This is a genomic window from Microtetraspora glauca (assembly GCF_040656155.1).
Classification (GTDB): Bacteria; Actinomycetota; Actinomycetes; order Streptosporangiales; family Streptosporangiaceae; genus Microtetraspora; species Microtetraspora glauca.
The window spans coordinates 119,088-145,015 of sequence record NZ_JBFALK010000021.1 but is presented as its reverse complement, the minus strand read 5'-3'; the positions used below and the strand labels follow the sequence as shown (position 1 = coordinate 145,015).

At 68.5% G+C, this 25,928-nt stretch carries 23 protein-coding genes; 13 read left to right on the top strand and 10 right to left on the bottom strand.

All coding sequences use genetic code 11. From position 1 onward, the window contains the following. The first annotated feature begins 118 nt into the window (after positions 1–118). The 3 genes from AB0I59_RS32445 to AB0I59_RS32435 all read left to right on the top strand — a co-directional run bounded on the left by AB0I59_RS32445 (position 119) and on the right by AB0I59_RS32435 (position 4,999). Positions 119–907 (top strand): carbohydrate ABC transporter permease, encoded by a 789-nt coding sequence (locus tag AB0I59_RS32445; RefSeq protein WP_358138922.1) that lies wholly within the window; start codon positions 119–121, stop codon positions 905–907. A 218-nt stretch (positions 908–1,125) separates the two neighbouring features. Further along, positions 1,126–2,658 (top strand): trypsin-like serine peptidase, encoded by a 1,533-nt coding sequence (locus tag AB0I59_RS32440; protein ID WP_358138920.1) that lies wholly within the window; start codon positions 1,126–1,128, stop codon positions 2,656–2,658. A gap of 250 nt (positions 2,659–2,908) precedes the next feature. Continuing rightward, on the top strand, positions 2,909–4,999 hold the full coding sequence (locus AB0I59_RS32435) for a hypothetical protein (protein ID WP_061259494.1): 2,091 nt from the start codon (positions 2,909–2,911) through the stop codon (positions 4,997–4,999). Between the two features lie 53 nt (positions 5,000–5,052). Here the strand turns inward: AB0I59_RS32435 and AB0I59_RS32430 are convergent, their stop codons facing one another. The 5 genes from AB0I59_RS32430 to AB0I59_RS32410 form a co-directional block, all read right to left on the bottom strand. Further along, positions 5,053–6,375, bottom strand: a complete 1,323-nt coding sequence (locus AB0I59_RS32430) for a HEAT repeat domain-containing protein (protein ID WP_358138918.1) — start codon at positions 6,373–6,375, stop codon at positions 5,053–5,055. A gap of 154 nt (positions 6,376–6,529) precedes the next feature. Next, positions 6,530–6,955, bottom strand: a complete 426-nt coding sequence (locus AB0I59_RS32425) for a hypothetical protein (RefSeq protein ID WP_061259492.1) — start codon at positions 6,953–6,955, stop codon at positions 6,530–6,532. Positions 6,956–6,957: 2 nt separating this feature from the next. Further along, positions 6,958–7,341, bottom strand: coding sequence for a protealysin inhibitor emfourin (locus AB0I59_RS32420; protein ID WP_358138916.1), 384 nt, complete (start codon positions 7,339–7,341; stop codon positions 6,958–6,960). Positions 7,342–7,460: 119 nt separating this feature from the next. After that, positions 7,461–8,942 carry a trypsin-like serine peptidase gene (locus AB0I59_RS32415; protein ID WP_358138913.1) on the bottom strand — a complete coding sequence of 494 codons (1,482 nt, stop codon included), beginning with the start codon at positions 8,940–8,942 and terminating at the stop codon, positions 7,461–7,463. A 332-nt stretch (positions 8,943–9,274) separates the two neighbouring features. After that, a complete protein-coding gene (locus AB0I59_RS32410) occupies positions 9,275–9,721 on the bottom strand; it encodes a MarR family winged helix-turn-helix transcriptional regulator (protein WP_228642901.1) in 447 nt (148 codons plus the stop codon). Between the two features lie 51 nt (positions 9,722–9,772). Between AB0I59_RS32410 and AB0I59_RS32405 the strand changes: the two genes are divergently transcribed. The 4 genes from AB0I59_RS32405 (at position 9,773) to AB0I59_RS32390 (ending at position 12,805) form a co-directional block, all read left to right on the top strand. Further along, a complete protein-coding gene (locus tag AB0I59_RS32405; RefSeq protein ID WP_358138911.1) occupies positions 9,773–10,426 on the top strand; it encodes a TIGR03086 family metal-binding protein in 654 nt (217 codons plus the stop codon). 67 nt (positions 10,427–10,493) lie between these two features. Further along, positions 10,494–10,928, top strand: coding sequence for a RidA family protein (locus AB0I59_RS32400; protein ID WP_358138909.1), 435 nt, complete (start codon positions 10,494–10,496; stop codon positions 10,926–10,928). 131 nt (positions 10,929–11,059) lie between these two features. Further along, positions 11,060–12,514 carry an alpha/beta hydrolase gene (locus tag AB0I59_RS32395; RefSeq protein ID WP_358138907.1) on the top strand — a complete coding sequence of 485 codons (1,455 nt, stop codon included), beginning with the start codon at positions 11,060–11,062 and terminating at the stop codon, positions 12,512–12,514. Positions 12,515–12,628: 114 nt separating this feature from the next. After that, complete coding sequence (locus AB0I59_RS32390; protein WP_358138905.1) at positions 12,629–12,805, top strand: hypothetical protein; 177 nt, start codon at positions 12,629–12,631, stop codon at positions 12,803–12,805. Between the two features lie 21 nt (positions 12,806–12,826). Here AB0I59_RS32390 and AB0I59_RS32385 read toward each other — a convergent pair whose 3' ends face one another. Next, complete coding sequence (locus tag AB0I59_RS32385) at positions 12,827–14,254, bottom strand: MFS transporter (protein ID WP_358138903.1); 1,428 nt, start codon at positions 14,252–14,254, stop codon at positions 12,827–12,829. A 263-nt stretch (positions 14,255–14,517) separates the two neighbouring features. Further along, positions 14,518–14,697 (bottom strand): hypothetical protein, encoded by a 180-nt coding sequence (locus AB0I59_RS32380; protein WP_358138901.1) that lies wholly within the window; start codon positions 14,695–14,697, stop codon positions 14,518–14,520. A 1,184-nt stretch (positions 14,698–15,881) separates the two neighbouring features. Here AB0I59_RS32380 and AB0I59_RS32375 point away from each other — a divergent pair. The 6 genes from AB0I59_RS32375 to AB0I59_RS32350 all read left to right on the top strand — a co-directional run bounded on the left by AB0I59_RS32375 (position 15,882) and on the right by AB0I59_RS32350 (position 22,470). Then, positions 15,882–17,165, top strand: coding sequence for a PucR family transcriptional regulator (locus AB0I59_RS32375; protein ID WP_358138899.1), 1,284 nt, complete (start codon positions 15,882–15,884; stop codon positions 17,163–17,165). Between the two features lie 117 nt (positions 17,166–17,282). Then, positions 17,283–17,657, top strand: a complete 375-nt coding sequence (locus tag AB0I59_RS32370) for a N,N-dimethylformamidase alpha subunit family protein (RefSeq protein ID WP_061259485.1) — start codon at positions 17,283–17,285, stop codon at positions 17,655–17,657. After that, on the top strand, positions 17,654–19,939 hold the full coding sequence (locus AB0I59_RS32365; protein WP_358138897.1) for a N,N-dimethylformamidase beta subunit family domain-containing protein: 2,286 nt from the start codon (positions 17,654–17,656) through the stop codon (positions 19,937–19,939). Before AB0I59_RS32370 ends, AB0I59_RS32365 begins: the two co-directional genes overlap by 4 nt. Positions 19,940–20,537: 598 nt before the next feature. Then, positions 20,538–21,557, top strand: a complete 1,020-nt coding sequence (locus AB0I59_RS32360) for an AAA family ATPase (protein ID WP_358138895.1) — start codon at positions 20,538–20,540, stop codon at positions 21,555–21,557. After that, the gene (locus AB0I59_RS32355; protein WP_358138893.1) at positions 21,524–22,003 is read left to right on the top strand and encodes a hypothetical protein; all 480 of its coding nucleotides are present in this window, start codon (positions 21,524–21,526) and stop codon (positions 22,001–22,003) included. Before AB0I59_RS32360 ends, AB0I59_RS32355 begins: the two co-directional genes overlap by 34 nt. Before the next feature lie 110 nt (positions 22,004–22,113). Continuing rightward, a complete protein-coding gene (locus AB0I59_RS32350) occupies positions 22,114–22,470 on the top strand; it encodes a site-specific integrase (RefSeq protein ID WP_358138891.1) in 357 nt (118 codons plus the stop codon). A 540-nt stretch (positions 22,471–23,010) separates the two neighbouring features. Here AB0I59_RS32350 and AB0I59_RS32345 read toward each other — a convergent pair. The 3 genes from AB0I59_RS32345 to AB0I59_RS32335 all read right to left on the bottom strand — a co-directional run bounded on the left by AB0I59_RS32345 (position 23,011) and on the right by AB0I59_RS32335 (position 25,921). Continuing rightward, on the bottom strand, positions 23,011–23,454 hold the full coding sequence (locus tag AB0I59_RS32345; protein WP_358138889.1) for an AAA family ATPase: 444 nt from the start codon (positions 23,452–23,454) through the stop codon (positions 23,011–23,013). A 297-nt stretch (positions 23,455–23,751) separates the two neighbouring features. Further along, positions 23,752–24,435 carry a hypothetical protein gene (locus AB0I59_RS32340; protein ID WP_358138887.1) on the bottom strand — a complete coding sequence of 228 codons (684 nt, stop codon included), beginning with the start codon at positions 24,433–24,435 and terminating at the stop codon, positions 23,752–23,754. Then, entirely contained in the window at positions 24,371–25,921 is a 1,551-nt protein-coding gene (locus tag AB0I59_RS32335; RefSeq protein WP_358138885.1) for a hypothetical protein, read from the bottom strand. The genes AB0I59_RS32340 and AB0I59_RS32335 overlap by 65 nt, the downstream gene beginning before the upstream one ends. Between the last annotated feature and the right edge of the window lie 7 nt (positions 25,922–25,928).

Genomic DNA, 25,928 nt, shown 5'->3' with positions numbered 1-25,928 from the left:
TCAGAAGACCAATCGACGCCCCGAGAGCACGGCCGCGACAGCCCGCCAACGGCGCGGGGCATCCCGCCGGTCCACGCGGAACGGGCCACGAGCGCTACCCCAGATCATCCTGGTCGGCTTGCTCTCGATCGGCGGGCTGGCCATGGTGCTCCCGTTCGTCTGGATGATCACGACGTCGCTGTCTCGCCAGTCGAACAGCGCGATGCCCCGGACCCCGACGTTCTGGCCGCCCGACCTGTCACTGTTCAACTACGAGGTCGCCTCGTCGAGCCTGCCGATCGAGCGTTTCTACCTCAACAGCTTCGTCGTCGTGGGGCTCACCACTGTGGGCTACCTCTTCTGCAGCGCGCTGACCGGTTACGCCTTCGCCAAGGGTCGTTTCCCCGGCAAGTCGTTCTTCTTCATCGCGTTCCTGAGCACGCTGCTTCTTCCGTTCGAGACCAGGATGATCCCGCTCTACGACCTGATGTCCACGCTCAATTGGAACAACACCTATTGGGCGTTGATCATGCCGTTCCTGGCGGGCGGATTCGGTACCTTCCTGATGCGGCAGCACATCAGCGGCCTGCCGGACGAGCTCATCCACGCGGCTCGGATCGAGGGCGCCGGCGAGTTCACGATCTTCCTGCGGATCGTGCTGCCCCTCTGCAAGCCGGCGTTGGCCTCGTTGGCGATCATCAACATCATCTGGCGCTGGAACGACCTGCTCTGGCCCTTGCTGGTGACCACCGAGCGTGACATGTACACCGTCACCCAAGGCCTCGCCATGTCCGGGAGATCCAGCGGAATCCACACCGGGGTCGCTCTCGCGACGGCGACGCTGGCCATTCTTCCCGTCATGATCATCTATCTGGTACTGCAACGGCAGATCATTCGGGGAATCGCCATGTCCGGCATGAAGGGATAGCGGGCAGGCCGGACCCGCCCACTGAGGACGGTGGCGGGTGGGCTGTGGAGGCTGCGGATAGATGTGGACAGATCGACGCGCGCTCACTAAGGTCATATGACGTCTTATGCAATCGTAAGATGTCGTACGACATGAGCCACGCCGTGATCCCAGCGGATCGGCGATGCACTAGCGCCTCTGTCGTCCGCGATCCCCCTCTCCACCAAGGAGCGACCCCCGTGAAACGCATCCTGGCCGCCGGCGGTGCTGCGGCCGGCCTCCTGGCCACCGCCGCGGTCACCTCCCCCGCACAGGCCGCCGGCGACGTCGCCGCCACCCCTCTCGCCAACACCAACCTGGCCGCCCGCCAGGTCGCCACGTTCTGGTACGGCGAGAACAAGGCCAACCTGATCGGCGCCACGCCGTACAACGTCGAGACCAAGGTCGTCGCCAAGCACGTCTCCAAGGGCGGCCCCGCCCCCGACAGCAAGCCCGGCGTCGTGCCCGCGATCGGGGATGAGAAGAAGGCGACCGCCAAGTCCAAGAACGTCAACCTGCCCAAGACCACGGGCAAGGTGTTCTTCATCGGCGCCGACCACAAGCCGCACTGGTGCTCGGCCACCTCCGTGCAGGCCGCGTACCGGAACCTGGTCGCGACCGCCGGGCACTGCGTGTACGACACCGAGTCGAACAAGGCCACCCTCGACAAGTGGGTCTTCATCCCCGGCTACTACCAGGGCAAGACCCCGTGGGGCATCTACGTGGGCAAGCAGGCCTTCACCCACTACGACTACGACGTGTACGAGGACGGCGACCGCGACTACGCGTTCGTGACCGTCTACAACGGTGTCCTGCCCGAAAGCGCGAGCCACACCAAGAACTACGCCAAAACGTTCGAGACCAAAGCCGAGGCTCAGGAGGACGCGGCCAAGATCAAGGCGGACAAGACCACCGCTTGGGCGAACGTCCGCATCGACCGTGTCGTCACCGACAAGGCCGGCGCCGACCCGGCCGGCTCCGAGGTCGAGAAGGCTCCCGCCACCGCACACCAGATGGTCGATGCGGGCATCCCTTGGGCTTACCTGTTCAGCAGGACGAAGACGCAGGCCGATTTCACCGCGAAGAAGGCAGGCACCGGCATCGAGGAAAGCTCGATCACCGAGGCCGAGTGGAACACCGCGGTCGCCGACGCCATCCTCGGCACGAACCCCGAGGGAACCTACGCGCTGAGCAAGGACGACAAGACCATCTACTTCAGGCACAACAATGTCTTCAAGAAGCGCACCTTGTGGATCGAGTTCGATGTGGACTACACGGTCCGTGCCGAGATTCTCGCGATCGGCCTGAAGGACGTCGGTCGTCTCGGTGACAACGTCGGCGGCCAGGGGCTCGCCTACAACCAGAAGGTCGGCAAGCCGGTCTTCGTGTTCGGCTACCCCAGCGGATCGCACCCCGACGGCAACCACGCCTACACCGGCAAGACCCTCAAGTGGACCTACGGCAAGACCTTCGCCGTCCAGGCCCCCGCCATCAAGGGCGAAGAACTCCTCGGCACCAAATCCTCCTTCACCGGCGAGGGCGCCCTCGGCTCCTCCTGGCTGCTCAACTACAACAACGGCCGCCGCCTCGGCTACCTCAACGGCGTCACCATCGGCGTCGCCGACACCGCGGGCAACAACCGCTACGACACCAGCCTCTCGCCCTACTTCGACGGTGAGCTGTACGGCGTCTACAGCGCGGCCAAGAACCTCTGGTCCGGAAAAATCGTCTAAGCGTGTCCAAGCGTCGTACGACGTGATGCGGTGCCGGGCATCACCACCCGCCCGGCGCCATCCCCATCGCGGAAGGGCCCGCCCGGGCTCTTCCGCACCTTACTTATGCCGACCGCGATCGGCGGCTGCCGGCGTCGGACACCGAACACAGAGATCGGGGGCCTGGACGGATGCGACAGACCGCCCGAGAAGCCGCTGGGAGCCATCGTGCTCAAGGGGTCCGAACCCCATCGACGAGGAGGAGCCCGCGATGATGTCGGCACCGCCGGAGCCGGAGTGGGAAGCGCTGTGGGAAGCACTGTGTGCCGAGGCCGAGGCGGTTCTGGACGCGGACGCCGTGCGCTACGAACAGGAGTGGCTCCCGGACGCGCTCGCTCGAGTCGCCGAGTGGCCGACAGAGGTGCGGCGCTGCCCGGACCGCTGGTTCACCACGCGACGGGATCGGGTGGATCTGCTGCTGGCCCTCGGACGTGTCGACACGCAGGTCTTCTGTGCCCGACCACCGATCCGGTCCGACGTTTCCTGGGCGGTGGCCACATCCGAGGGGCTCGACATCGAGCTGCCCGGGGACGAGGACGGCCCGTGCCAGCTCGCCCTGCAGGTCGCGCGGTACGTGCGTGACTCGCTGAGGCGGCTGGAGGCGGAAGGGGCGGCGGTGCTGCATCGGCTGGCAGAGCAGCGTGGCCCCAGGGACCCGTTCGACGAGGGCGGGCTCCACCGGTTCGAACCGGGAGCGACGCGCTACGACTTCTCCGACTCCGTGGCGGTCAGCGCCACGCCGCCGCGCTTCAGCCTGAGATACGACGACTGGGCGCACATGGTCAACGGGTGGCCGTACGGCGAGTGGTGGGTGGACTTCGCCTGGGGCCGGATCGTCGAAGTGCGCGTCGGCCCCGACGACTGCTCCCTGGACATGCTGCCAGATCCGCCGCTGGTCGCTCCGTCGCTCACGTATTCGGCCGATCTGCCGCCCGCCTGGCACGACGCGTACGGGACACCGACGCTCAGCGGCGATCTGGTGCTCGCCGCGTGCGGCTGGGGGCGAGGTACGGCCGGCGAGACGGGCCCGGCGCTGGTCGCGCTGGACGCGGCCACGGGGGTGGAGCGGTTCCGCCTGCGGATCCCGGTGGCGCGTCCGGGTGCGACAGATTGCCAGGTGGGCACCCCCTACCCGCTGCCGGACGGTCGCATCCTGGTGCCGGTCTACCAGTGGGACGCGTCGCTGGTCGTGTACGTCCTCGCCCCCGACGGCGACATCGTCCGTGTCGACGATCTCGGCGCGGGCCGGGAGGTCGAGCTGTGCGTGTTCGGCTCCGACCTGAGTGTCAAGCTGTGGCAGGAGCCGATCATGGCGGGGCAGGACTCCTATGTCGCCTCGTGGGTCTACCGGGCGCGCGCCTACCGCATGCAGTGCCGCGACCTGGAGACCGGCACGCTGAAATGGGAGGCGCCCGAGCGGGTGCTGGCCCGCGTGGCCGACGCCGTCGTCACCGAGACCGCCCCAGACGGCGACGGGAGCGACCACGGTGCCGTGCTCGTCAGGGCGATCGGCGACGGCAGTGTGCTGTGGCGGCTGCCGCCACGCCCGGTTCACCCCGAGCGCTCCTTCTCCATGGGCACCATGACGGTACGGTCACTCAACGCGGAACGGTCAGTGGTCCTGGTGGACCGGCAGCGTCGCATGACTGCGGCCGCGGCCCGCGAGGAGGGAGTCGCCGAGCTGGCGATGGCCTCCTCTCTCGATCCCGACGAGGTGGACTTCGACGAGCTCGAACGCCGGTGGGATCGGGAGCACCCTCCTCCGGGAGAGGAACTCGCCGGATACGCCATGGCGGACGGCAGGGAACTGTGGCGGTTCGAGATGTGCGGCGTCGTCACGTCGATCGCGTCCGTCTGGGCGTCTGTCTTCGCGGTGGTCGTCGACGACGCAGGGCGCCCCCATCTGGAGTGCGTCGACGTGGACGGGGCCGTCCCGTGCCATGCACCCCCGGTCGATCTGGCCGACGTCCCCGGACTCACCGTCGGCTCCGGCCCGGTCACCGGTCCCCGAGCCGACGGTGACCTCGACGGCGACGTGAACCGCCGGTCGCGCGAGGCCATGCGCTCAGCGCCGATCATCACCTATGTCGACACCAATCGGCTGCTCCTGGCGACGGACACCGAACTCGTCTGTGTGTCGACCGCCGACCCACGAAACATCTTCTGGCGCCTTCCCCTGCCCGACAGCCCGCGAATCACCCGCCCCTCGCCCCTCGATCGCCGGATCGCCACCGCGTCGATCAGTTACGACCAGGGCCGTGTTTACGTCCGAGAACACGCCACCATGTGGACGTTCGAGTGACTCCCGGCCCCTCGTGGACGCCTCCCGGGTCTCCGGCCCCATGACCGTCCGCGTCATCCTCCGTCGGGGTGGGTGTCGCGGCCGAGATGGTTCAGGAGGGTGCTGAGCACTTTCGGCTCCCCGCGCGGCCAGCGTTCGGCCGACTCGCGCAACCGCCGGAGCTCGGGCAGTGCCACCTCCAGCCCATCCCATCCAGTGATGGCCTCCAGCAGCCGCTCCACCTCATGCGTCTGCGGCTCGGCGGCCAGACGCGTGCGTACGGCGGGGATCAGCTCGTCGGCGAACCGAGCCGCCGCAGGCAACAGGGACATCAGATACGGCGAGTTCTCCATGGTGCGCGGCCCGTCCAGCCTGAGTGTCATGGACTCCTCGCTGATCATCCGCCGCAGCGGTGGCACGCACCTGGCGTCGCGCTGGGTGATGAGGACGCAGAGTGCCATGCCCTCCAGTTCGGGTACGTCGAGCGCGGCGGCGACCTGGTCGAGGTAGCGCGCGGTGGCCGCATCGTTCTCCGGGTCGCCGAGCCAGCACACGATGCTTCGCATGGCGCCCAGCCGCGCGTCCGTCTCCGGGTGCCCGAGCAGATCGCCGACCAGCGGGCCGAGCGGCGCGCCCAGTCCCGGATGATGGCGGTTCAGGTCGCCCGCGGAGTAGCACAGGCAGTCGGCCCACCCGCTGTGGACCTTCCCTGCCCGTGTCAGGGTCAGCATCATGGTCAGCCAGCGGGCCAGCGCGTCGGGGAGCGGGCGCAGGCTCATGGTGATGACGTCTTCGAGGTGGTTCCACTCCGGTTCGGTCCAGGGCAGCTCCTCCACGTGGGATTCGACGGCGTCGTCGGTGAAGCCGATCGTCAGCGCCTCGATCACGTCGTCGTCGAGGTCGGCGCCCGCGGCCGGGCCGTCGCGGAACCGCCCCACCCCGCATGGCCGCATCACCAGGCCGAGCGCGGCACCGCACCGCGTCAACGGCGGATGATCGCGCGTGGTGAGCTCGCGCAGGTACGCCCGCTGTTCGGGGAACCGGCCGAGCGCGATCAGGAGGGTGAGCGTGGTGGGCGCGTCGGTCTCGGCCTCGATGCGGGCGCGTAGCGCGGCGGGCAGTTCCGCGTCGGAGCAGTAGGTCAGCACGAACGCGGCCGCCCTCCGGATCGACGTGCTGGGGTGCTCCAGCCGGGCCAGGAGCGCGGGTGTCCCGGCTTCGGCCACGGTCTGCAGCCAGTCCGCCCAGTCCTCGGACATGTGCCGCGGCAGGTCCTTGGGCACGAACCTCAGTCCGAGCTCGTCGGTGAGCGCATCAAGCCTCACGGCGGCCTTCGACCCCGGTTCGTCCAGCATGGATCCGAAGTCCAGGATGACGTCGAACCAGTCGAAGCTCATCGCGCTCTCCTCCTGCCATGTGATCGCGATCGCTGGAAGGTGCGGAAGGGCCCGGGCGGGCCCTTCCGCGATGGGATGGTGCCGGGCGGGTGGCGATGTCCGGCGTCGTCACGTCGATCGGCGCCGGCCGGGTCCCCGTCCGGATGGCGTGCCGTCATCCGGTCGTTCTCCGACGCCGGAACACGCGGGTAACGAGCGCGGGACCGCTTCCCTGGCCGTGGAAGACCACGACGAGGTCACCCGGACTCACCTTGGCGTTGCGATGCCACATCCTCTGCGAGAGGGCCGCGGTCACCACCGTCGCGTCGAGCACCCTGACCTGGAAGCGCAGGTCGTACCTACCTTTGGGTCCGGGCCAGAGCGCCAGGACCACACCGAGCGTGTACACGTGCGAGCCGGACGGGCGGGCCAGCTCCGCGGCGGCCGAGCTGCCGGACCTGATGGCCTCGAAAGCCGTGCGCAACTCCCTGTCCGTCCATCGCGGGGGCCGGAACTTCGGCGCCTTCCGGGCGTACAGGTAGGAGCCGATCGGAATCGCCAGCGCCACGACGATGGCGGCGTATCTCGCCCACTCCCCCACGGTCACACTCCTTCGTTCCCTTCGGCCGGGGCAGGATCCGGCGCCGTCATGCCGGGAGCTCCCCCGTTCGCGACATCGAGCAGGAACCGGACGAGCGCCCGCACCTCGGGCGGCAGGCTGCCGTCGTGATACCAGTAGGCCCGCCGCTCGCCGTATCGTTCGACGTGCAGCTCATAGAAAGCCGAGTCGGGCACCGGTGGCGGGAGCAGGCCACGAACGTCCTCGGTGGGCAGTGCCCTCACCAGCGCGTCCAGCTCGCGTGCCCGTTCGGCGGGCAGGTGGAAGCCGTCCACCGGGATGTCCCGATCCAGGGGCGGCATGCCCCCGGAGAGCCGGAGGCGAACCCGTAGCGTCCTGTCGTACACCGCGATCGTCCCTCGTTCCATCGCTGGGTCGTTTTTCGCCGAGCGCCCCGCTGGGGCGGAAGGGCCCGGGCGGGCCCTTCCGCGATGGGATGGTGCCGGGCGGGTGGTGATGTCCGGCACCGCATCACGTCCTACGACGCTTAGACGATCTTTCCGGACCAGAGGTTCTTGGCCGCGCTGTAGACGCCGTACAGCTCACCGTCGAAGTACGGCGAGAGGCTGGTGTCGTAGCGGTTGTTGCCGTCGGTGTCGGAGACGCCGATGGTGACGCCGTTGAGGTAGCCCAGACGGCGGCCGTTGTTGTAGTTGAGCAGCCAGGAGGAGCCGAGGGCGCCCTCGCCGGTGAAGGAGGATTTGGTGCCGAGGAGTTCCTCGCCCTTGATGGCGGGGGCCTGGACGGCGAAGGTCTTGCCGTAGGTCCACTTGAGGGTCGTGCCGGTGTAGGCGTGGTTGCCGTCGGGGTGCTCGCCGCTGGGGTAGCCGAACACGAAGACCGGCTTGCCGACCTTCTGGTTGTAGGCGAGCCCCTGGCCGCCGACGTTGTCACCGAGACGACCGACGTCCTTCAGACCGATCTGGTAGAGGTTGCCGGTGACCATGTAGTCCAGGTCGTAGTTCGCCCAGTACGTGCGGGTCACCCACCGCGTGCTGGCGCCGATGCCGCGTGTGAAGCGGTAGGTCTTGTGGTCGTCGTCCTCGCCCGGCTGCCAGCCGGGGGGCTCCTGGTTCGCGACGTCGTCGTCGACACCGGTGCCGGGAGTCCACGGGCCATTGCCCGCGCGGGGGAGGTTCGGGTTGAGTCGTACGAATTCGGCGATGTCGATGTTCCAGACCTGCACGGATCCAGGTGTGCCGACCGGAACCACCTTGCGGCTCCGTACCTCGGCGACCGTGACGGAGGCGCGCACAGTAGAGGGCGATGACTCCAGCTCGGCCTTCTTGTTCTCGGCTTCCTTCTTGGTGTCGAAGGTCTCCGAGTAGTCGCGGGTCTTGGTCACGCTCTCGGGCAGGACACCGTTGTAGACGGTCACGAACGCGTAGTCGCGGTCGCCGTCCTCGTACACGTCGTAGTCGTAGTGGGTGAAGGCCTGCTTGCCCACGTAGATGCCCCACGGGGTCTTGCCCTGGTAGTAGCCGGGGATGAAGACCCACTTGTCGAGGGTGGCCTTGTTCGACTCGGTGTCGTATACGCAGTGGCCGGCGGTGGCGACCAGGTTGCGGTAGTTCGCCTGCACGGAGGTGGCGGAGCACCAGTGCGGCTTGTGGTCGGCGCCGATGAAGAACACCTTGCCCGTGGTCTTGGGCAGGTTGACGTTCTTGGACTTGGCCGTCGCCTTCTTCTCATCCCCGATCGCGGGCACGACGCCGGGTTTGCTGTCGGGGGCGGGGCCGCCCTTGGAGACGTGCTTGGCGACGACCTTGGTCTCGACGTTGTACGGCGTGGCGCCGATCAGGTTGGCCTTGCGCTCGCCGTACCAGAACGCGGCGACCTGCCGGGCGGCCAGGTTGGTGTTGGCGAGAGGGGTGGCGGCGACGTCACCGGCGGCCTGTGCGGGGGAGGTGACCGCGGCGGTGGCCAGGAGGCCGGCCGCAGCACCGCCGGCGGCCAGGATGCGTTTCACGGGGGTCGCTCCTTGGTGGAGAGGGGGATCGCGGACGACAGAGGCGCTAGTGCATCGCCGATCCGCTGGGATCACGGCGTCGCTCATGTCGTACGACATCTTACGATTGCATAAGACGTCATATGACCTTAGTGAGCACGCGTCGATCTGTCCACATCCATCCGATCAACCTCCGCAGCCCCCCTGTGGTGCTCCCGCCCGCGGAGCCCGAGGCGTGTCTTCAGGGCCCGGACCTCGACGAGCCCTCCGCACGTTCACAGGGCAAAAGCCGATGCCGGAGCGGTGCCGGTCTGGGTGCGCTGGGGCGCACCGGAAAACGCCGCTCGATGTCGTCAGCCGACGATGTCTTCGTGCGACAGCGCCGACAGCGCGCGCACGGCGCGCAGAAAACCACGCCGATCGGCCGGCGGCAGCATGGCGAGCAGACGGTCCTCGTTCGCCTGGATGCCGGCCTGTGCCGATCTGCGCACCCTGCGACCATCCTCGGTGATCAAGAGCAGCCGGGCGCGACGGTCACCGGGGTCCGGCGTACGAGAGATCAGCCCGGATTCCTGGAGTTTGTCGAGTGTGCTGATGATCCGTGTCTTGTCGGCGCCGATCGCCTCCGCGAGCGCGGCCTGCGTGCGCACCGGGTTGTCGTCAAGCGCGCTGAGCACGACGTAGCCCCACATGGAGATCCCGTGCCTCGCCAGCACCGGCAGCTCCGCGGCGATGAGAGACCGCACCAGGGGCTGCAGCATCGCGGCGAGGTCGCGGCGGTCGCCGTCCTGACCCGTCACATGGTCAAGATACCTGTTGACAGATGATAAGCGCCTGTTGATTATAAGCACATGCATATGAATGACGGGGCTCCCGCCATGGGGGCGAACCCGCGCGAACCCAACGCGCTGACGACCGAGGTCGATCTCGTCGCACTCAACGCCCGAGCGGTCCGCACCAGCGTCGACGTGGCCGCACAGGCGACGGCCGCGGACATGGACCGGCCGACGCCATGTGCCGGATGGACGTTGCACGGCCTGCTGACCCACATGACCACGCAGCACTACGGCTTCGCGGCGGCGTCCAGGGGCGAAGGCGACCCGGCGTTGTGGAAACCGCGCCCTCTTGGGGACGACCCCGTCGAGGCCTACCGGGTCTCCGCCCGGCACGTGCTGGCGGCCTTCGCCGCCGATGGCGTCCTCGACCGGATGTTCCCACTGCCGGAGGTCGACGCCGGCAGGCCGTTCCCCGCGATGCGGGCGATCGGCTTCCACTTCATCGACTACGTCGTACATTCCTGGGATGTCGCAAGGACGTTGGGCATCACCGTGGGGTTCGAGCCGGAACTGCTCGACGTCGCGCTCGTCGTGGCCAGGGCCGTACCCGTGGGCGACGCCCGTCTGGCGCCCGGCGCCGCCTTCGCGCCAGAGGTCTCGTGGTCCGGCGGATCACGTCTTGACGAGATCGTCGCGATCCTCGGCCGCTCTCCGGCCTGGCCCCGGTGAACCCGCCGAAACAAGGGCCGTTTGCCGCTTTCCGCACATCTTCCAATTCCGTCCCAAAGGAGCGTTCATGAGCACTGGTGTCAGGCTGATCCGCAACGACCGGCTCACGCAGAATGTGGACTACGCCTACGCGGCGGTCGCCGACACGCCGGTACGTGCCATCTGGGTGGCGGGGGCCTGTCCCCTCGACGCCGAGGGCAAGACGGTCGCGGTGGGGGACTACGCGGGGCAGACCCACCAGGTGATGCGCAATCTCGTCACGGCACTCGACGGGGCGGGAGCGTCGCTGACCGATGTCGTCAAGACCACCGTCTACGTGGCCTCCTCCAAACAGAGTGACCTGGTCGAGGCGTGGGAGGTCTACCGCGACTACATGGGCGCACATGACGTCCCCAGCACACTGCTCGGCGTGACGGTGCTCGGTTACGACCACCAGCTCGTCGAGGTCGAGGCGGTCGCCCTGATCACCGATGATCGCCGAGCACCGGGACGCGTTGAATAACGGATGCTGCGCGGATTCTGGGCGTTCGTCGCTTTTATGACGAGGTCACGGGTGGTCACTGACGAGGTCTCTGGTTCGACGATCATCGGCCCGGCAGAGTCGTGGACATCCGCAGAACCGAAAGGATCCTGATGAAAACCCTTGCCCTCTTGTCCGCGGCTGCCCTGACGACCACGCTGCTCGCGACCCCGGCGCACGCCGCCGTCACGCAGTGGGGCGCCTGCTTGCCCGGCCAGGGCGTCGATCCCCGACAGGAGTGCACGACGATCGAGGTGCCGATGGACTACTCCGCCCCCGGCGGTCCGTCGGTCACGCTGGCGGTGTCGAGAATCAAGACGGCTCGCCCCGAGGTCCGCCGTGGCGTGTTGCTGATCATCCCGGGCGGTCCCGGCAGCCCGGGGTTGAACCGGCCCAGCACCCTGGTCAAGAAGCTGCCCCAGGAGGTGCTCGACCGTTACGACATCATCGGGTTCGACCCGCGTGGCGTGGGAAAGAGCTCACCCGTCTCCTGTGGGCTCGCGCCCGCCGACCTCTCCCTCACGCGGCTCAAGCCGTACCCCGACGCAGACGGCGGCATCGCCGAGAACGCGGCGTGGTCGCGCCGGATCGCCGAGGCCTGCGCCCGCAACGGCGGGCCGCTGATCCGGCACATCAGCACCCGCAACCACGCCAGGGACATCGACCGGATCCGGGCGGCGCTCGGCGAGGAGAAGATCTCCTACTGGGGTGTCTCGTACGGCACCTACGCGGGCGCAGTCCACGCCACGATGTTCCCCGCCACCACCGATCGAGTGGTCCTCGACAGCAATGACGACCCCGATCCACGCAAGGTGTCGCGCCAGTGGCTGGCCAACTACGCCGTCGGTGTGGAGGACAGTTTCCCCGACTTCGGAGTCTGGGCGGCTGCGCGCGACAGCGACTACGGCCTCGGCGCCGACGCGGCCGCTGTGCGCAAAACCTTCCTCGATCTCGCCGCCCGGCTGGACCGCGAGCCGCTGGCGTGGCCGGGCGCCAAGCCGGAGCAGCTGTTGACCGGCAACCTCCTGAGGGAGACCCTGCTCAACGCGCTCTACTCCACGGCCAATTACCCGATGCTGGCCGGGCTCATGAAAGCCGCGCTGAACCGTGCCGAGCTGCCCATGCCGAACCAGCCGGAGGAGGCCGCTCTCCAGAACACCGCCGCGCACGCCGGTGCCACGATGTGCAATGACATCGAATGGCCGAACTCCATCGCCCGGCACGAGCAGCAGGTCAAGCGCAACCGGGCCGTCTACCCGCTGACCGCGGGCATGCCGGTCAACCTCGGGCCGTGCGCGTACTGGCCGTTCAAGCCTGCGGAGCAGGCCACGCGGATCAGCTCGCGCGGCCCGGCCAACGTCCTGCTGATCCAGAATCTGCGCGATCCGTCCACGCCCTACAGCGGGGCGCTGAAGATGCGCGAGGCGTTCGGGCAGCGGGCTCGCATGGTCGCCGTCGACTCCGGCGGTCACGGCGTCTACCTCGCCAACGGCAACGCCTGCGGCGACCGGACCGTCACCGACTTCCTCGTCACCGGCCACCTGCCCGCGCGCGACCGGAACTGCTGATGACTCGGCCATGACACACGACGGCTCGGTTCTGGCGGAAACCATGGCACCGGCGTGAGGAACATCGCCCCCATGTGGTGACATAGCGATCCACCATGATTCTGGAGGGTCGCTGTGTCGCGTCGTGCACGCTGGATCGTCATCGCCGTGCTCGCCGGATTCTCCAGCGTCTACGCGCTGGCCGCCCCCTCTGGCGTCCTTCTGGCGGGCCCGATGTTCGCCATGCAGCTGCCGTACGTTCTGCTCGTAGCCGGTCCGCACGAGGTAACGGAAGGGATCATCCAAGCGTAGGACAACGATCATTCGTGAGACTCAACGGGTGCTCTCTTCGGAGGCGGCGGCGGTCGCGACATCTCGTGCATACGTATGCCGCGCGCGCAGCAGGATGAGCCCGTTGGCCACCAGTGGCGCCAGCATGATGAGGAAGGCGTATTCCAGGCCGCTCACCCGGCCACCGGGGGCGCTGAACATGTCTGCGACGAACCCGAACACCACGGGGGCGCCCGCTTCCGCCGTCCTCCGCAGCAGCGTGCGGGCGCTCTCCGCTCGTCCCCAGAGCCGGGAGTGCATCACATCGAGGCGTGCGGCGTCCAACGGGGGGTTGGCCGCCGCCAGCGCGAACGCCGCGGCCATGAACAGGGGGATCGCCACCGCCAGTGACGTGGTCACTACCGCGGGCAAGAACAGCGCCACCGAGATGATGTAGGCCGACGCGGGCACGAGGACGCGCGCATTGGGATGCCTGTGTCGCATGAGCCGGTCGGCCAAGCGTCCTCCACTCAGCACCCCCGCGAGAGCACCGAGACCAACGATCGGGATCAACCCGCTCACCGCTACCTTGCCCACGCCGTAATGCCCGCTGATGAACTCGACAGCGAACGTGCTCAGCCCGGCGAAGAAGAAGTAGCCGACCGCCGACGCGACGATCATCACTCGGTTGGTCGGAATCCGTAGCGTGTAGACCACTGCGCGCCACATCGACATCCTCGCAGTGTCCTGGTGCAGGACCAGCGCCGGTTCAGGGGCGATCGCTTGCCGCTTGACAGCTACGTGCGCGAGGTCGTCATGCCCGGCGTCGTCTCTTTCGTCGTCGCTCCGTCTGTGCAGCCGATGCCGTCCTCCCTCCGGTTCCATGCGACTCTGGCCGCCACGCGCCGGCTCGGCGAGCCCGCGCTTGACCACCCCGAACATGACGAGCCCGACCAGGGCGAGGAACCAGAAGGAGAAACGCCACGACAGCAGGTAGCCGAGGTCCCCGATCAGGATCAACCCGAACCCGGCGCCGAGCATTTCACCGGCGAGGATTAACCCGTAGATCCGGCCGCGCTCAGAAGTCGGGAAATAGTCACCGACAAGCGAGGCGATGGTCGGCCCGCTGGTCGCGGTCACCGCTCCCAGTGCCACCCTCGAAAACAACAGCATCTGAAACGACCCCGACAGGCCGCATATCACCATGGCCGCGGCCCACATGGCGATGCTCACGAGCAGCAACCTGACTCGGTTAACTCTGTCGGTCAACAGGCCGACGGGCAGCGCCGCCAGCGCTCCGGCACCGGAGGATACGGCGACCAGGGCTCCCACCTGGGTTTCGGTGATGCCGAGATCCCGCTGAAGCTGTGGAGCAAGCGCTCCGACCGTTCCTTTGTCAGCGGTGTCGAGGGCGAGCACGCAGGCGAGAATGACGATCACCTGGGCACGGGCCCGGCCTCCCAGCAGGGTCGTCAACCGGCGCAGCAGCACTCCCACGACCTTGTGGAGAAGGCCGCGGTCACCTCGTGTGACATGCCCCGGCATCGGGCAAGGACTTCACTCGAAGTTCAACCCGGCGGAGTTTCCGGATCTGTCCGGCGCAGGGCGGGCGTCTCACCTCTTGTATCCCGTTGCCGCACAGCGACCCCTTCCCGACACGGGGGAGACTTCAGCCCTGGCAGACGCGATCGGAGCAGCCGACTCGCATTCGGCCGCTGATCCGGGCCGCCACTGACGAGCCCCGACCACCGTGTTCAACTCGTCCGGCCTGGTCGCGCCGCTGTACGCACTACCCGGTACGCGTCGGCGAACACGTTGCTAGGCACTCCATGGATTCCGAGTCGTGCCACATATTCACCGGTCTCGTCGAGGAGCGCGGTGCCGTCAAAGCCACAGACGGTGACGAAGCCGCGCGCTTCGATGGCGGCGTCCACGCTCTCCTATACATTGATCATGACGATGTCCAGCCCCGTCCGGGCTCCCCCGCCGATGCCAGCCGTCGCGGACACGCCCGGCACAGACATCCGCATCGGCTACGCCCGCTGATCGCACATGCCCCAGGAACTCAGTCGCAACTCGACGCACTCACGGCACCACGCCTGCCGAAAACCTCGTCCGTGCAGTTCAAGCCGCATGTACGCACTAATGAGGGACGCCGCCGAGCCTGTCCCGTAGGCGTACCTTCAGGTCAACGATGCGCTCAGGAGCAGATCGTCTCGGCCCCGAACCGGTCGCGGTGTTGCTCGACGAAGGCGGCCATCTGGGCGGTCGGGGGTCGAGTTCCTTCGCGAAAAAAGTGGCGGCGGCCTTGAGGATGTCGTTGGCCCGGCGCAGTTCGCGGACCTCCCGCTCCAGTTCAGCGATCCGCTGGGCGTCCGTGCTGGAGGTGCCGGGCCGTTGTCTGTCGTTGATCTCGGCCTGGCGGACCCAGCCGCGTAGCGCCTAGCGGTGCACACCGAGTTGGTCGGCGACCCGCGCGATCGCGCCGGTGACTTGTCCGGTCTGCTGCCGGATTTCAAAGAGCATCCGCACCGCGCGCTCGCGGAGTTCTTGGGGGGTACTTCCTTGGGGCCGGCATCGCGCGACATTCTCCCTTCCACCAGCAGGATCATGCTGGCTTCAGCGCCTCCACGAAACCCGGCGAGGTTCACTATGGTCCAGCTTGTTGCCTGTGGCTGAGAGGAAGAGCGGACCAGGTGCGGCGCCGCGTTCAGCGAGATAGCCATCAATCCGCTCGCGCACACCACGCGCAGGATCACCGCGACCTCGAGGCCGGCGATCGCCTGGTGGTCGGAAACCAGGAGCGCCGCCATGTAATAGCGGTCGCGGGTGCAGCTCTCGTCCACGTAGGCCAGTGACATGCCAGACAGCGTGACAGCTTTATACTTCTTCCCCCATGACTCAGGCGGCGGAGCAGGCCGATGACTAGGCACATCTCGCCGTGCTCGGCCGCACCTCGAAGTTCGAGCGAGACATGAGTCTCTGGGCGAAGTTCTCGCTCGGCTTCACCTACCTCTCGCCGGTCGCCGGCACAACTCCGGCCATCCGGTGACCGGCCAAGGGTCGTGCCACACGACCGCGCGAGCGGGGCCAGGGCGAGTGTGTCGGGAGGGACCGGATGAGCGCGGAACTGGAAACCGAAAGGACATGCACGTCTTCGGCGGCGAGAGGTTGGGCCGAGGTCGTCGCCTCAGTCGCGACGGAGCTGCTCTCCGAGGTGCCGCGCCTTGCCGACGAGCTGGTCGCCGAACTGCTGGTCCGCTTCCGTGACGACCTCGTCCGTGACCGGCAGGAGACGGCCGCGCTCGAGGCGAGTGTGGCCGACAACCTGCACACGATGTTCCGCATGCTCACCACCGGGGTTCCGAGCGCGAGTCTCACCGTGCCGCCGAGCGCCCTCGCGTGGCCGCGCCGCCTGGCCCACGACAGGGTGTCTTCGCACTCTCTCCAGCGCATCTACTACGTCGGGCACCAGCTCATCTGGCAGCGGTGGGTGTTCCCGCGCCTCGTCGCCGCCGATCTCACTGCGGCCGAACTGGCGAGGGCCGCCGAACTGGCCCAGGCGGAGCTGTTCGAGTACCTCGACCGCGCGGCGCAGCAGGTCCTCATCGAGTACGAGAACGAGCTGGCGGCGCAGGGACTCGGGATGCCCCGAGCGCGGGAGGAGACAGTGCTGGCCCTGCTGGCCGGACGCATCCCGACCGATCGGCAGCTCGCGGAACTCGGGTACCCGTTGTCGGCGACCCACCAGGCGCTTATCGTCTGGCGAGACTCGCGCGTGCGTCCGACCGTTGCCGCGCTCCACCCCACCAACGTCACCGAGCGTCTGTGCCAGGCATCGGGCCGCCGCTACCTGATCATGGACCGCGGCCCGAACGAGACCTGGGCCTGGATGGAGTCGCCGTCAGCAGCCGTCGCGCAGCGCCCCTCCGGCCCCGGCGTGGGGCTCGACGAAATCGGTGACGTGCACGTGGCGATCGGTCAGCCCGCGAGCGGTATCGCCGGCTTCCGTGACTCCCATGAGGACGCGGGCCGCGTGCAGGTGACTGTGGCCCAGGCCCGTCGGCGCGGCCCGTCCATCACCCACTACGCCGAGATCGCACTCGTGACGCTGTTGACGGCCGACCGGAAAGCTGCTGCCGATTACGTCCGCCGGCAGTTGGGCGAACTGGCCGCTGACAGCCCTGACATGAGGCGGCTGCGCCGGACGATCAAGGTCTTCCTGGACAGCGGGAGCGGTCACGCCCGAACGGCTGAGGAACTCGGCATCCACCGCAACACCGTCCGCTACCGCATCCAGCGGGCCGAGCAGCTCCTCGGGCGCCCCGTGCAGGACATCGGACCGGAGCTGTACAACGCCCTGCTCATCACGGAGTGGCTGGGGCAGCGAGGCATTTCCTGACGACTGTGCTCGGTGCACAAATCGGGGTGCGAGGTCGTGCAGCGGGGCCGATGCCGCACGGGTCACAGCTTTCTAGGGTTCTCGCATCCCACCCGAAGAATTGCGAGGAGACGGCGCATGCCTCTACGCAATCCCACCGACTACGCCGACAAGTCAGCCGACTGGATGTCGGCCTTCACCGCGCTGCGGATTCCTGAGCTGCGTGAGCTGACCACCCCCGAGGTTCTCGAGGAGCACCGGCGGGACCCCCGCGGCATTCACGCCGACCACAGCGACGCGCTGCAGCAGCTGCTCAACTTCGCGCGCGGGCTGCCCATCGACGCGAAAATCTTCGTCCGCATGGTCAAGCCGTTCGAGGAGTACCGGCTGGGCACGATGGCCGCGCGCGGTGTCGCAGCCACGGACATCGACGGGCACGTGTACCGGACCGAGGCCGAAGCGGCCCACGCCGCCTTCGTCCTGCGCCTCACCAACCAGGGGGTTCTCCAGTGACCCGCTCGCGCATCGGCATCCGCGGCTACACCGACACCCCGAGCGTCGCTCCTGGGGAGACGGTCAGCTTCCACCTCAGTGCCGACAGGGCCGGCCAGGCAGACGTCCGCCTGGTCCGGCTGCAGCACGGCGACCCGGACCCATCAGGTCCCGGGATTCGGATCACCCCTGTGCCGGCCGAGGTCGACGGGGTCGTCGACGTGGCTCCCCGGTTCACCCAGCACGGCTCCTTCGTCACGGTCGACGACAGCCGGGGAGCGCTGGCGGGAGCCCAGGGGCTGACCGTCCACTGCTTCCTCTGGCCGACGACTCCGGCGAAGGAGCACCAGGGAATCATCGGGCGCTGGTCGGAGGCCGAGCGCAGCGGCTGGGCGCTCACGATCGAGGACGGCCGTCCCACATTCACCGTGGGGGACGGCGAGACCACGGTCAGCGTGACCGGCGCGCCGGTCTTCCCCGAGGTGTGGTACTCGGTGACCGCCCGGTTCGACCCGGCCACCCGACAGGTGACCCTGCACCAGCGGTCGGTGGTCAACTCGGTCAACAGCCGGCTCAGCACGATCGTCGACCTGGACACCGACGCCGACGCGGCCGCCACCTGCACGGTGTCGCCGGCGGCGCCCGCCGTCCCCCTGGTGATGGCCGGCCTGTCGGCGGGCGCACCCACGCCCGAGCGGGTCGTGGGCGCCTACAACGGCAAAATCGACTCGCCGGCGGTCTGGGACCGCCCGCTCGACGACGCCGACGTGGCCCGCCTCGCCACAGGGGAGGACATGTCGGTCCCGGCGTCCGCTCGCTGGGACTTCGCGGCCGGCATCACGAAGGCCGGCATCGCCGACGACGTGGCCCGCGACATCAGCGGAAACGGTCTGGACGGGCGCCTGGTCAACCAGCCGGACCAGGCGATGACCGGCTGGAACTGGACCGGCGAGGAGGAGCACTTCGTCCACGCCCCCGAGCAGTACGGAGCCCTGTGGTTCCATGAGGACAGCCTGGCCGACTGCGCCTGGCCGGTCACGACGACCTGGACGGTGCCCGAAGGCATGCGCAGCGGCGCGTACGCTCTCGAGGTGACGACCGAGGACGGCAACGAGGACCACGTCACCTTCTTCGTCATCCCCCCTCGCGGTACGGCCGAGAACAAGATCCTCCTGCTCGTTCCCACGTTCAGCTACCTGGCCTACGCCAACTCCCAGGTGATGCAGAACGCCGTCATCGGGCAGAGCGTGATGGGCGTCCTGACCACGCTCGACGATCTCGACCTCGAGCTGCACGAGAGCCGGTACGGCTACGGGTTGTCGACGTACGACTACCACGCCGACGGCCGGGGCGTGCAGTACAGCTCCTGGCGTCGGCCGATCCTCAACATGCGGCCGAAGTACCGTCACGAGTTCGGTTCGGTCTGGCAGTTCCCGGCCGATCTGCACCTGATCGACTGGCTGGAGTCCAACGACTTCGGCTACGACATCGCGACCGACCACGAACTGGCGGCCGAGGGGCACGCGCTCCTGGCACGCTACAACGTCGTGATCACAGGGACCCATCCGGAGTACTACTCCGGCCGAATGCTCGACGCGTGGGAGGCCTACCTCGCAGGCGGCGGGCGGGGGATGTACCTCGCCGGCAACGGCTTCTACTGGACCGCCACCCAGCACCCCGCGAAGCCGTGGCTCATCGAGGTCCGCAAGGGCGAGACCGGCGACCAGGCGTGGCGGGGGCGTCCCGGGGAGCTGTTCCACAGCACCACCGGCGTCCGCGGCGGCCTATGGCGCATGAAGGGGCGCGCCCCGCAGAAGCTGTTCGGCACCGGCTACGGGGCCCATGGGCTGGATCGGAGCACCGGCTACCTCCAGCTCCCCGACGCCCGGGACAAGCGCGCCTCGTTCGTGATGGAGGGCATTGACCCGGACGAGATCATCGGGCACTTCGGGCTGGTCAACAACGGCGCCTCGGGGCTGGAGATGGACCGCATCGACTACGCGCTGGGAACACCGCCCAACGTCCTGCTGCTTGCCAGCTCCCGGGGACACAGCGCCAACGCCATGATGGTGCCGGAGGAGCAGTACTTCTCCCATGCCGGGATGAACGGGCGTGAGGATCCCCTGGTCCGCGCCGACATCGTGGTTTTCACCACCAAGAACGGCGGAGCTCAGTTCAGCACGTCGTCCATGGCCTGGTGCGGAAGCCTCTCGCACAACGGCTACGACAACAACGTCTCCCGGATGACTGCCAACGTGCTGCGGCGTTTCGCGCAGGATGGGCCGATCGAGCCGATCGACTGATCGAAGTGCTCCGACGGGACCGCACCCCCGCCTCCAGGGCGTGTTTCGGAGTCTGGGGCGTGAGGGTGTGTCGTGATCGCTAAATAGCGAGGTCTCCGGTGTGAGGGTTTATCGACCAAGAAAGACCTTAACACCGGAGATCTTGTGACCACCCTAGCGGTGACGAGGCGGTTTGACCTGACCGACGAGCAGTGGGCCCGGCTGGAGCCGCTGCTGCCCGCGGGCAACAGACCGGATCGGCCATTGTTATGGACCAAGGGCGTTTACCGCGGCCTGAGCGAGAGCGCTTCGGTGACATCCCCTCGGGTGGTGTAACTCCAAGCTGCTGAAGCAACTCCCGGTCCAGAGCCATCGTGTGACGGTCAGCGAGTACCCGCCAAGGTTCTTGCGAAGGACATCACACGATGGCTCTGGACCGGCCTGCCCCGCTCGAGTTGCTGGAGTCTCTGACAGGCCGTCGACGGCCTGTCGGTAGGTCCAGCGGCGAACCCCGTCTCGGGCAGCGGCGACCTGCCCATCCGCGTCCTGCCAGGACGCGCGCTTGAATTTAGGAGTACACTTTTAAGAACTGTACTCCTAAAAGTAGAACATGATGTCGTTGCCGCGACCAGCGGACATGTTCGACCGTGAGTGGGAGTGGGCGCAGCTCTCGCGGTTCGTCGCCAACGACGCCCAGGGTGCCACGCTCGGCGTGGTCGCCGGACGACGCCGGCAGGGCAAGACGTTCCTGCTGGAAGCCGTCTGCGAGGCGACCGGCGGCTTCTACTACGCCGCCACCGAGGCCGTGCCCAGGGCGGAGGCGCTGCGCCAACTCGGGGAGGCCGTCTCCGCCTTCGCCGGGACGCCGGGACGGGTCAGGTTCGAAAACTGGGAGGAGGCGATCGACGGCCTGCTCTCCCTGGGGGCCGAGCGGACCGTCCCCGTCGTCCTGGACGAGTTCCCCTACCTGGTGCGCGACGCCAAGGACTTGCCGTCGGTCATCCAGAAGGCACTGTCGCCACGCCGCGAGCAGCGGGGGGTGTCCAGGTCACGTCTGCTGCTGTGCGGGTCGTCGATCTCCTTCATGGGCGGCCTGCTCTCCGGTCAGGCGCCGCTGAGTGGGCGAGCGGGGCTGGAACTGGTTGTGCCCACCTTCAACTTCCGGCTGGCCGCCGAGTTCTGGGGGCTGGCGGCCGAGCCTTGGTTGGCGGCCCTGGTCTACTTCGTCGTCGGCGGCACCCCCGCCTACCGCACCGAGTATCTGGCCGGGGCCGCCCCGGCGGGCCTGGCCGACTTCGACCGCTGGGTCGTCGAGTACGTTCTCAACCCGGCCAGTCCTCTATTCCGCGAGGTGCGTTTCCTGCTCGCCGAGGACCCGACGCTGCGCGACACCGGCCTGTATCACACGGTCCTGGCCGCGGTCGCCGAGGGTAACGCGACCCGCAGCGGCATCGCGGGCAGAATCGAGCGCAAAGCCGTCGATATTTCCCACCACCTGACCGTGCTGGAGGACGCCGGCCTCCTGGTGGCGACCCGGACGCCTTCCGCCGGAACCGCTCTGAGTACCGGATCACCGAGCCACTGGTCCGCTTCTATCACGCGATCATGCGCCCCTACTGGGCGCAGTTGGAACGGGTGAGGCAGGGGCGTACCGAGCGGATCTGGCGTGCCGTCCAGCCTCGCTTCCGCAGCAACGTGGCGGGGCCGGTGTACGAGCGAATGTGCCGGGTGTGGTGTGAGGACTTCGCGTCTGAGGAGACCCTGGGCGATATGGCCGGAAGAGTCCAGTCCGGGGTGGTTCACGACGCCACCACCCGCACGGGCCACGAGGTGGACGTCGCAGTCCGTGGCCCTGACGGCGCACTACTGGCCATTGGGGAGGCCAAGTGGGGGGATGTTGTGGGGCTCGGGCACTTGGAGCGGCTGGAGCGGGTGGCGGCGCTACTCGCGGCCAGGGGCGAGGAGCCGGGGCGGCTGCTGCTGTTCAGCGGGACGGGGTTCATGCCGGCGTTGCAGGAGGCCGCGGCGCGCAGCGGTGGGCGGGTGCAGTTGGTGGGACTGGAGCGGTTGTACACAGGTTCGTGACCCCTGTCCAGGGGTCAAGCGCGGTACGGCACCCAGGCCGCACGCCCGGACGGCGGGCGGAGGGCCGGAGGTGTGGCGGCGCGCCGCGGTCCTTGAAGGCGGGCCGGCGTGTGGTCGGCATTCCCAAGAGCATCGTTTCGGCGCTGCGCGAGCACATCGCCACCTACGTTCAGGACGAGCCGGGCGCGTTGCTGTTCCCTGGCGCGAAGGGCGAGCCGCTGCGGCGGAGCGGCTTCAACACCCGCACGCGCTGGGTGGACGTGGTCAAGGAGATAGGTGTGATCCCGCACCGCGTCAAAACCCATCGCACAGGATTGAGCCGGACGTTTTCGAAGCGTCTACACGGCTCGGCGATACTCGTTGATCAGCCCACCACACACCTTCCTGGCCAATCCGATCTTCCAAAACGCGTTCCCACCGTAAATATCCCTAGCGCGACCCCTTCAGGGAAGAGAATATCAAGATAACGCCGATAATTACTGCCGGCAATGAACTCGCGAATACTCCAATAATTAGCGGTCGCATATGAGGATCGCCTACGCTCATCATTGTCATGGAGCATCCGATAAGCAATCCGCCCACGAGGCAGAGCAAAACTCCGGCGACCCTGACTCTCATGCCGACACCACATCTCTGTATGCGACGTCATCGTGACGCCACTTATCCATGAGGAATCCCGCCCACCCCCGAGCCTATTACTATCTTGATGCCTTTCCCATCCTTATGATGGCCCGCGCCTGAGCGCCTGCGAAAACGCGTCAGCCGAGCTCTACGGGCCCGGCTGACGGCGGTTGGGCGCTTACTCGCTCAGGTTGAAGGCTCGGACGGTGGTCTGCTTGATGGTGTTGCCCGCCCTGTCCCAGGCTTTGACCTTGAGGGTCACGGCGCCCTTGGTGGCGTCGAAGGCGGGGTAGCGGGTCCTCGCGGTATAGGTGCCGTCCCTGTCGCTCTTGACGGAGACGGGTGTTTAGGTGGCGCCGTCGTCGGTGCTGGCCCACGCAGCGCCATCAGCTCCTGTACGGCCAGCGGCAGCCCCGACGACAGCTCGTGCAGATGCGCGCCGAAATCGGCGGTGACGCCAGCCTCGCCGAGGATCGCCGCGGCCAGATGGACGCGAGTTCGGGCAGCAGACCGCGTAGCGCGCCCGCGACCGGCGACAGCTCGGCACGCGCCAGCGAGTCGCCGCTGCCACGCAGCGCCTCCACCAGGGGCCCCAAAGGGAACGGCTCCCTGATGCACCGGGTGCGGCCGCGCAGCAGCAGTCTGCCGGCCATCTCGGGCCGCGCTGCCAGCCTGGCCAGCAGCCTGCTCTTGCCGATGCCGGCCTCGCCTTCGAGCACCACCACGGCGGGCGGCATGCTCACCGCCGCGACCAGGCGCCGAAGCTCCTCCTCGCGCCCGATCAGGACCGGGGAGATCACCCGTCCCGTGACCGTGTCGCCGTCCGCCATCGGGACCGCCTCCGCTCACCTCGCCCATGCTGTCCGACATGAATCATCACAGTTGCGATCATTCATACAGCAGACGCCCACAAGGGCTCATGGGAGCGCTCGTACGACGAGCCCTTTCAGCTTGGGCAACGCCCTTTCAGCTTGGGCAACGATCCTCATCGACGAGTCGCAGGCGGGGATCGCCACCTCGTCCCCGCACCCGGCCGGGCGCGGTTGCCCGCGCCCTGGCGGGCCATCAGCGCGTGGCGCGCTTCCGGTGGACGACGACGTCGTCTCCGCGTCCCGGGTAGGCCATGATCAGCAGTCGCTGCACGTCGTCTTCGCCGCCCTGGGACCCGCGCATCGCGTAGTGCACCCGTACGCGATAGTGCCCCGCGCCCCGGACGGCGAGGTCCGGCAGCGGCACACCACCCAGCGGGTCCTGGAACACCAACTCACCGGCGCTGCGATAGCCCGCCTCGACGACGTGGTCCCACCCCTCGACTCCACCGGCGGGCGACGGCGGTAGGTCTCGGTCGTGACGCACAGCGTGACGTCGGGGTGGGTGTGCACGACCAGATGTCCGGGCCCCGCGCTCAGCACGTCGTCCTCGTACGGCAGATCGCCCCCCGGGTCGCCCTCGGCGGTCTCCGGTTCGTACGCCTCCAGGTCGCCGTAGTCGGTCCATATCGGCTCAGTCCGGACGACCACCGCCACCGGCGTGATCAGCGGGCGGTGACGGGGTGCCTCCGCGCACTTGCGCCGCTCGGCATCCTCCCACTCCTGGAACTCGCGTTCCCGTCGCTCATTCGCGGCCCTCATCGTGGCGGCGGCACTCGGGCAGATGTCCGCGAGCAGGTAACTCAGGTCGCGGACCGCCACGCCGTCCGTACGCCGGACCCGGGCGAGCTCGGCCGGGTCGTCGCGGGTGTAGACGTCACACAACCGGCGGCCGTAGGCGACGACGAAGCGGTCCGGGGTGTCCAGGGCGACCTGGAGCACGCGCGACTGGCGCACTGCAGACGAAGGCCGCCTCCGGCGCCGGCTCGGGCTGCTCTCCCCCGCCCCGCGAGCCGCCGAGCGGCGCGCAGCCGTCAGCGGCGGTGACCCGGCCGCCCGCGTGGTCGGCCGCCGGCAGGAAGCTCAGCAGCCCGGCCGTCGCCGCCGCCGTCACGACGCCCCAGAGCCGGGAGCGCCCCACCCCGCCGGCCAGCCACATCAGGAGGAGGGCGGAGGCCGCGTAGGCCACGCCGAACCACAGCGGCGAGACACCGGCGGGGACATCGCCCGGCTCCATGGCCGAATAGTCGGCATAACGCCGGAGGAAGGCGCCGGGTGCGAAACCACCGGCGAGCGCGGCGGCGACCCCGGCCGCGGCGGCGGCGAGCAGGACCCAGGCCGCCACCCGAAGCAGGCCGGGGGTCCTCCGCAGGACCGCGACGAGCACGAGGAGCGGCAGCCCGCCCATGTCGACGAGGAGGTCGACGACCCACGAGAGCATGAGCTCCGCGAGATCCGGGCCGTACCCGAAGAACATCGTGGTCCAGCTCCCCGCCGCCCACCGCGGCATGTCGTACCAGAAGGCGACGACCACGGGCGGGAGCGGTAGCACGATCGCCGCCACGGCGGCGAGCCGGGAGCGGAGCGGCGGCCCGGCCGAGGCCCGCGTCACCGTGGATGCCGCCGTGCCCGGCGGGCTGCCGAGATCGTGCGCGGAACGCGCCTGCCACACCGCCATGAGCGGGTCGGCCACCCGGCCAAGGCCGATGAGCAGCACCGACATCTCTCCGTACCAGGCCAAGGAGAGGTGGAAGATCAAAGACGCGATGAGGAAGGACACCACCAGTGAGGCGGCCCCCGTCCACACCGTGGCACGCGCCCACCTGCCGTCCCGGGCCTGGACGAGGAGGGTCAGCGCCACCCACAGCGCCCACGACAGCCCTCCGAGGCCGGCGACGGCCGAGATCTCCCCCAGAAGCCGGACGCCCAGCGCGTCGGCGGCCGTGCGCGCGATCCAGCTCACCACCACGAGCGTTCCGGCGACCAGCGCGACCGTCGCCATCGCGCGGGACGCGCCGCGCAGGACCAGGAAGAACAGCACCACGAGCACGAGCCGCGCGGCGGCGCCGGCCAGCTCCGCCCACCACGGCAGGACCACCGGGAACAGCCCGAGGACGGAGTAGGCGGCGCCCAGGTACAACATCACCCGGAGCGCGCGGATCGCGCCGCCACGCGCCGTCACCGGTCCGCGCACCCGCCCGCGCAGGATCTGCCACAGCGCCCAGCCCTGGTACGCGGCGACCAGCACGAGGGGCACCACCGGCCACCACGGGACGGGCCCCATGCTGAGCGGGATGCCGTACGCCACGAGGCGGACGAGGGGGACGCCGTCGCCGGTGACCAGCGCGACGACACCGAGCACGACGGCCGCGCCCACGTGGAGGGCGGCGGCCGGGGCGGCGAACCACCAGAGACGATGCCGGCGCAACGGGGAC

Bases quoted from the DNA above. Each gene is read 5' to 3' on its own strand.
- AB0I59_RS32435 (WP_061259494.1), top strand. From the start codon at position 2,909: ATGATGTCGGCACCGCCGGAGCCGGAGTGGGAAGCGCTGTGGGAAGCA.
- AB0I59_RS32430 (WP_358138918.1), bottom strand. From the start codon at position 6,375: ATGAGCTTCGACTGGTTCGACGTCATCCTGGACTTCGGATCCATGCTG.
- AB0I59_RS32420 (WP_358138916.1), bottom strand. From the start codon at position 7,341: ATGGAACGAGGGACGATCGCGGTGTACGACAGGACGCTACGGGTTCGC.
- AB0I59_RS32405 (WP_358138911.1), top strand. From the start codon at position 9,773: ATGCATATGAATGACGGGGCTCCCGCCATGGGGGCGAACCCGCGCGAA.
- AB0I59_RS32400 (WP_358138909.1), top strand. From the start codon at position 10,494: ATGAGCACTGGTGTCAGGCTGATCCGCAACGACCGGCTCACGCAGAAT.
- AB0I59_RS32395 (WP_358138907.1), top strand. From the start codon at position 11,060: ATGAAAACCCTTGCCCTCTTGTCCGCGGCTGCCCTGACGACCACGCTG.
- AB0I59_RS32375 (WP_358138899.1), top strand. From the start codon at position 15,882: ATGAGCGCGGAACTGGAAACCGAAAGGACATGCACGTCTTCGGCGGCG.
- AB0I59_RS32370 (WP_061259485.1), top strand. From the start codon at position 17,283: ATGCCTCTACGCAATCCCACCGACTACGCCGACAAGTCAGCCGACTGG.
- AB0I59_RS32355 (WP_358138893.1), top strand. From the start codon at position 21,524: ATGCGCCCCTACTGGGCGCAGTTGGAACGGGTGAGGCAGGGGCGTACC.
- AB0I59_RS32345 (WP_358138889.1), bottom strand. From the start codon at position 23,454: ATGGCGGACGGCGACACGGTCACGGGACGGGTGATCTCCCCGGTCCTG.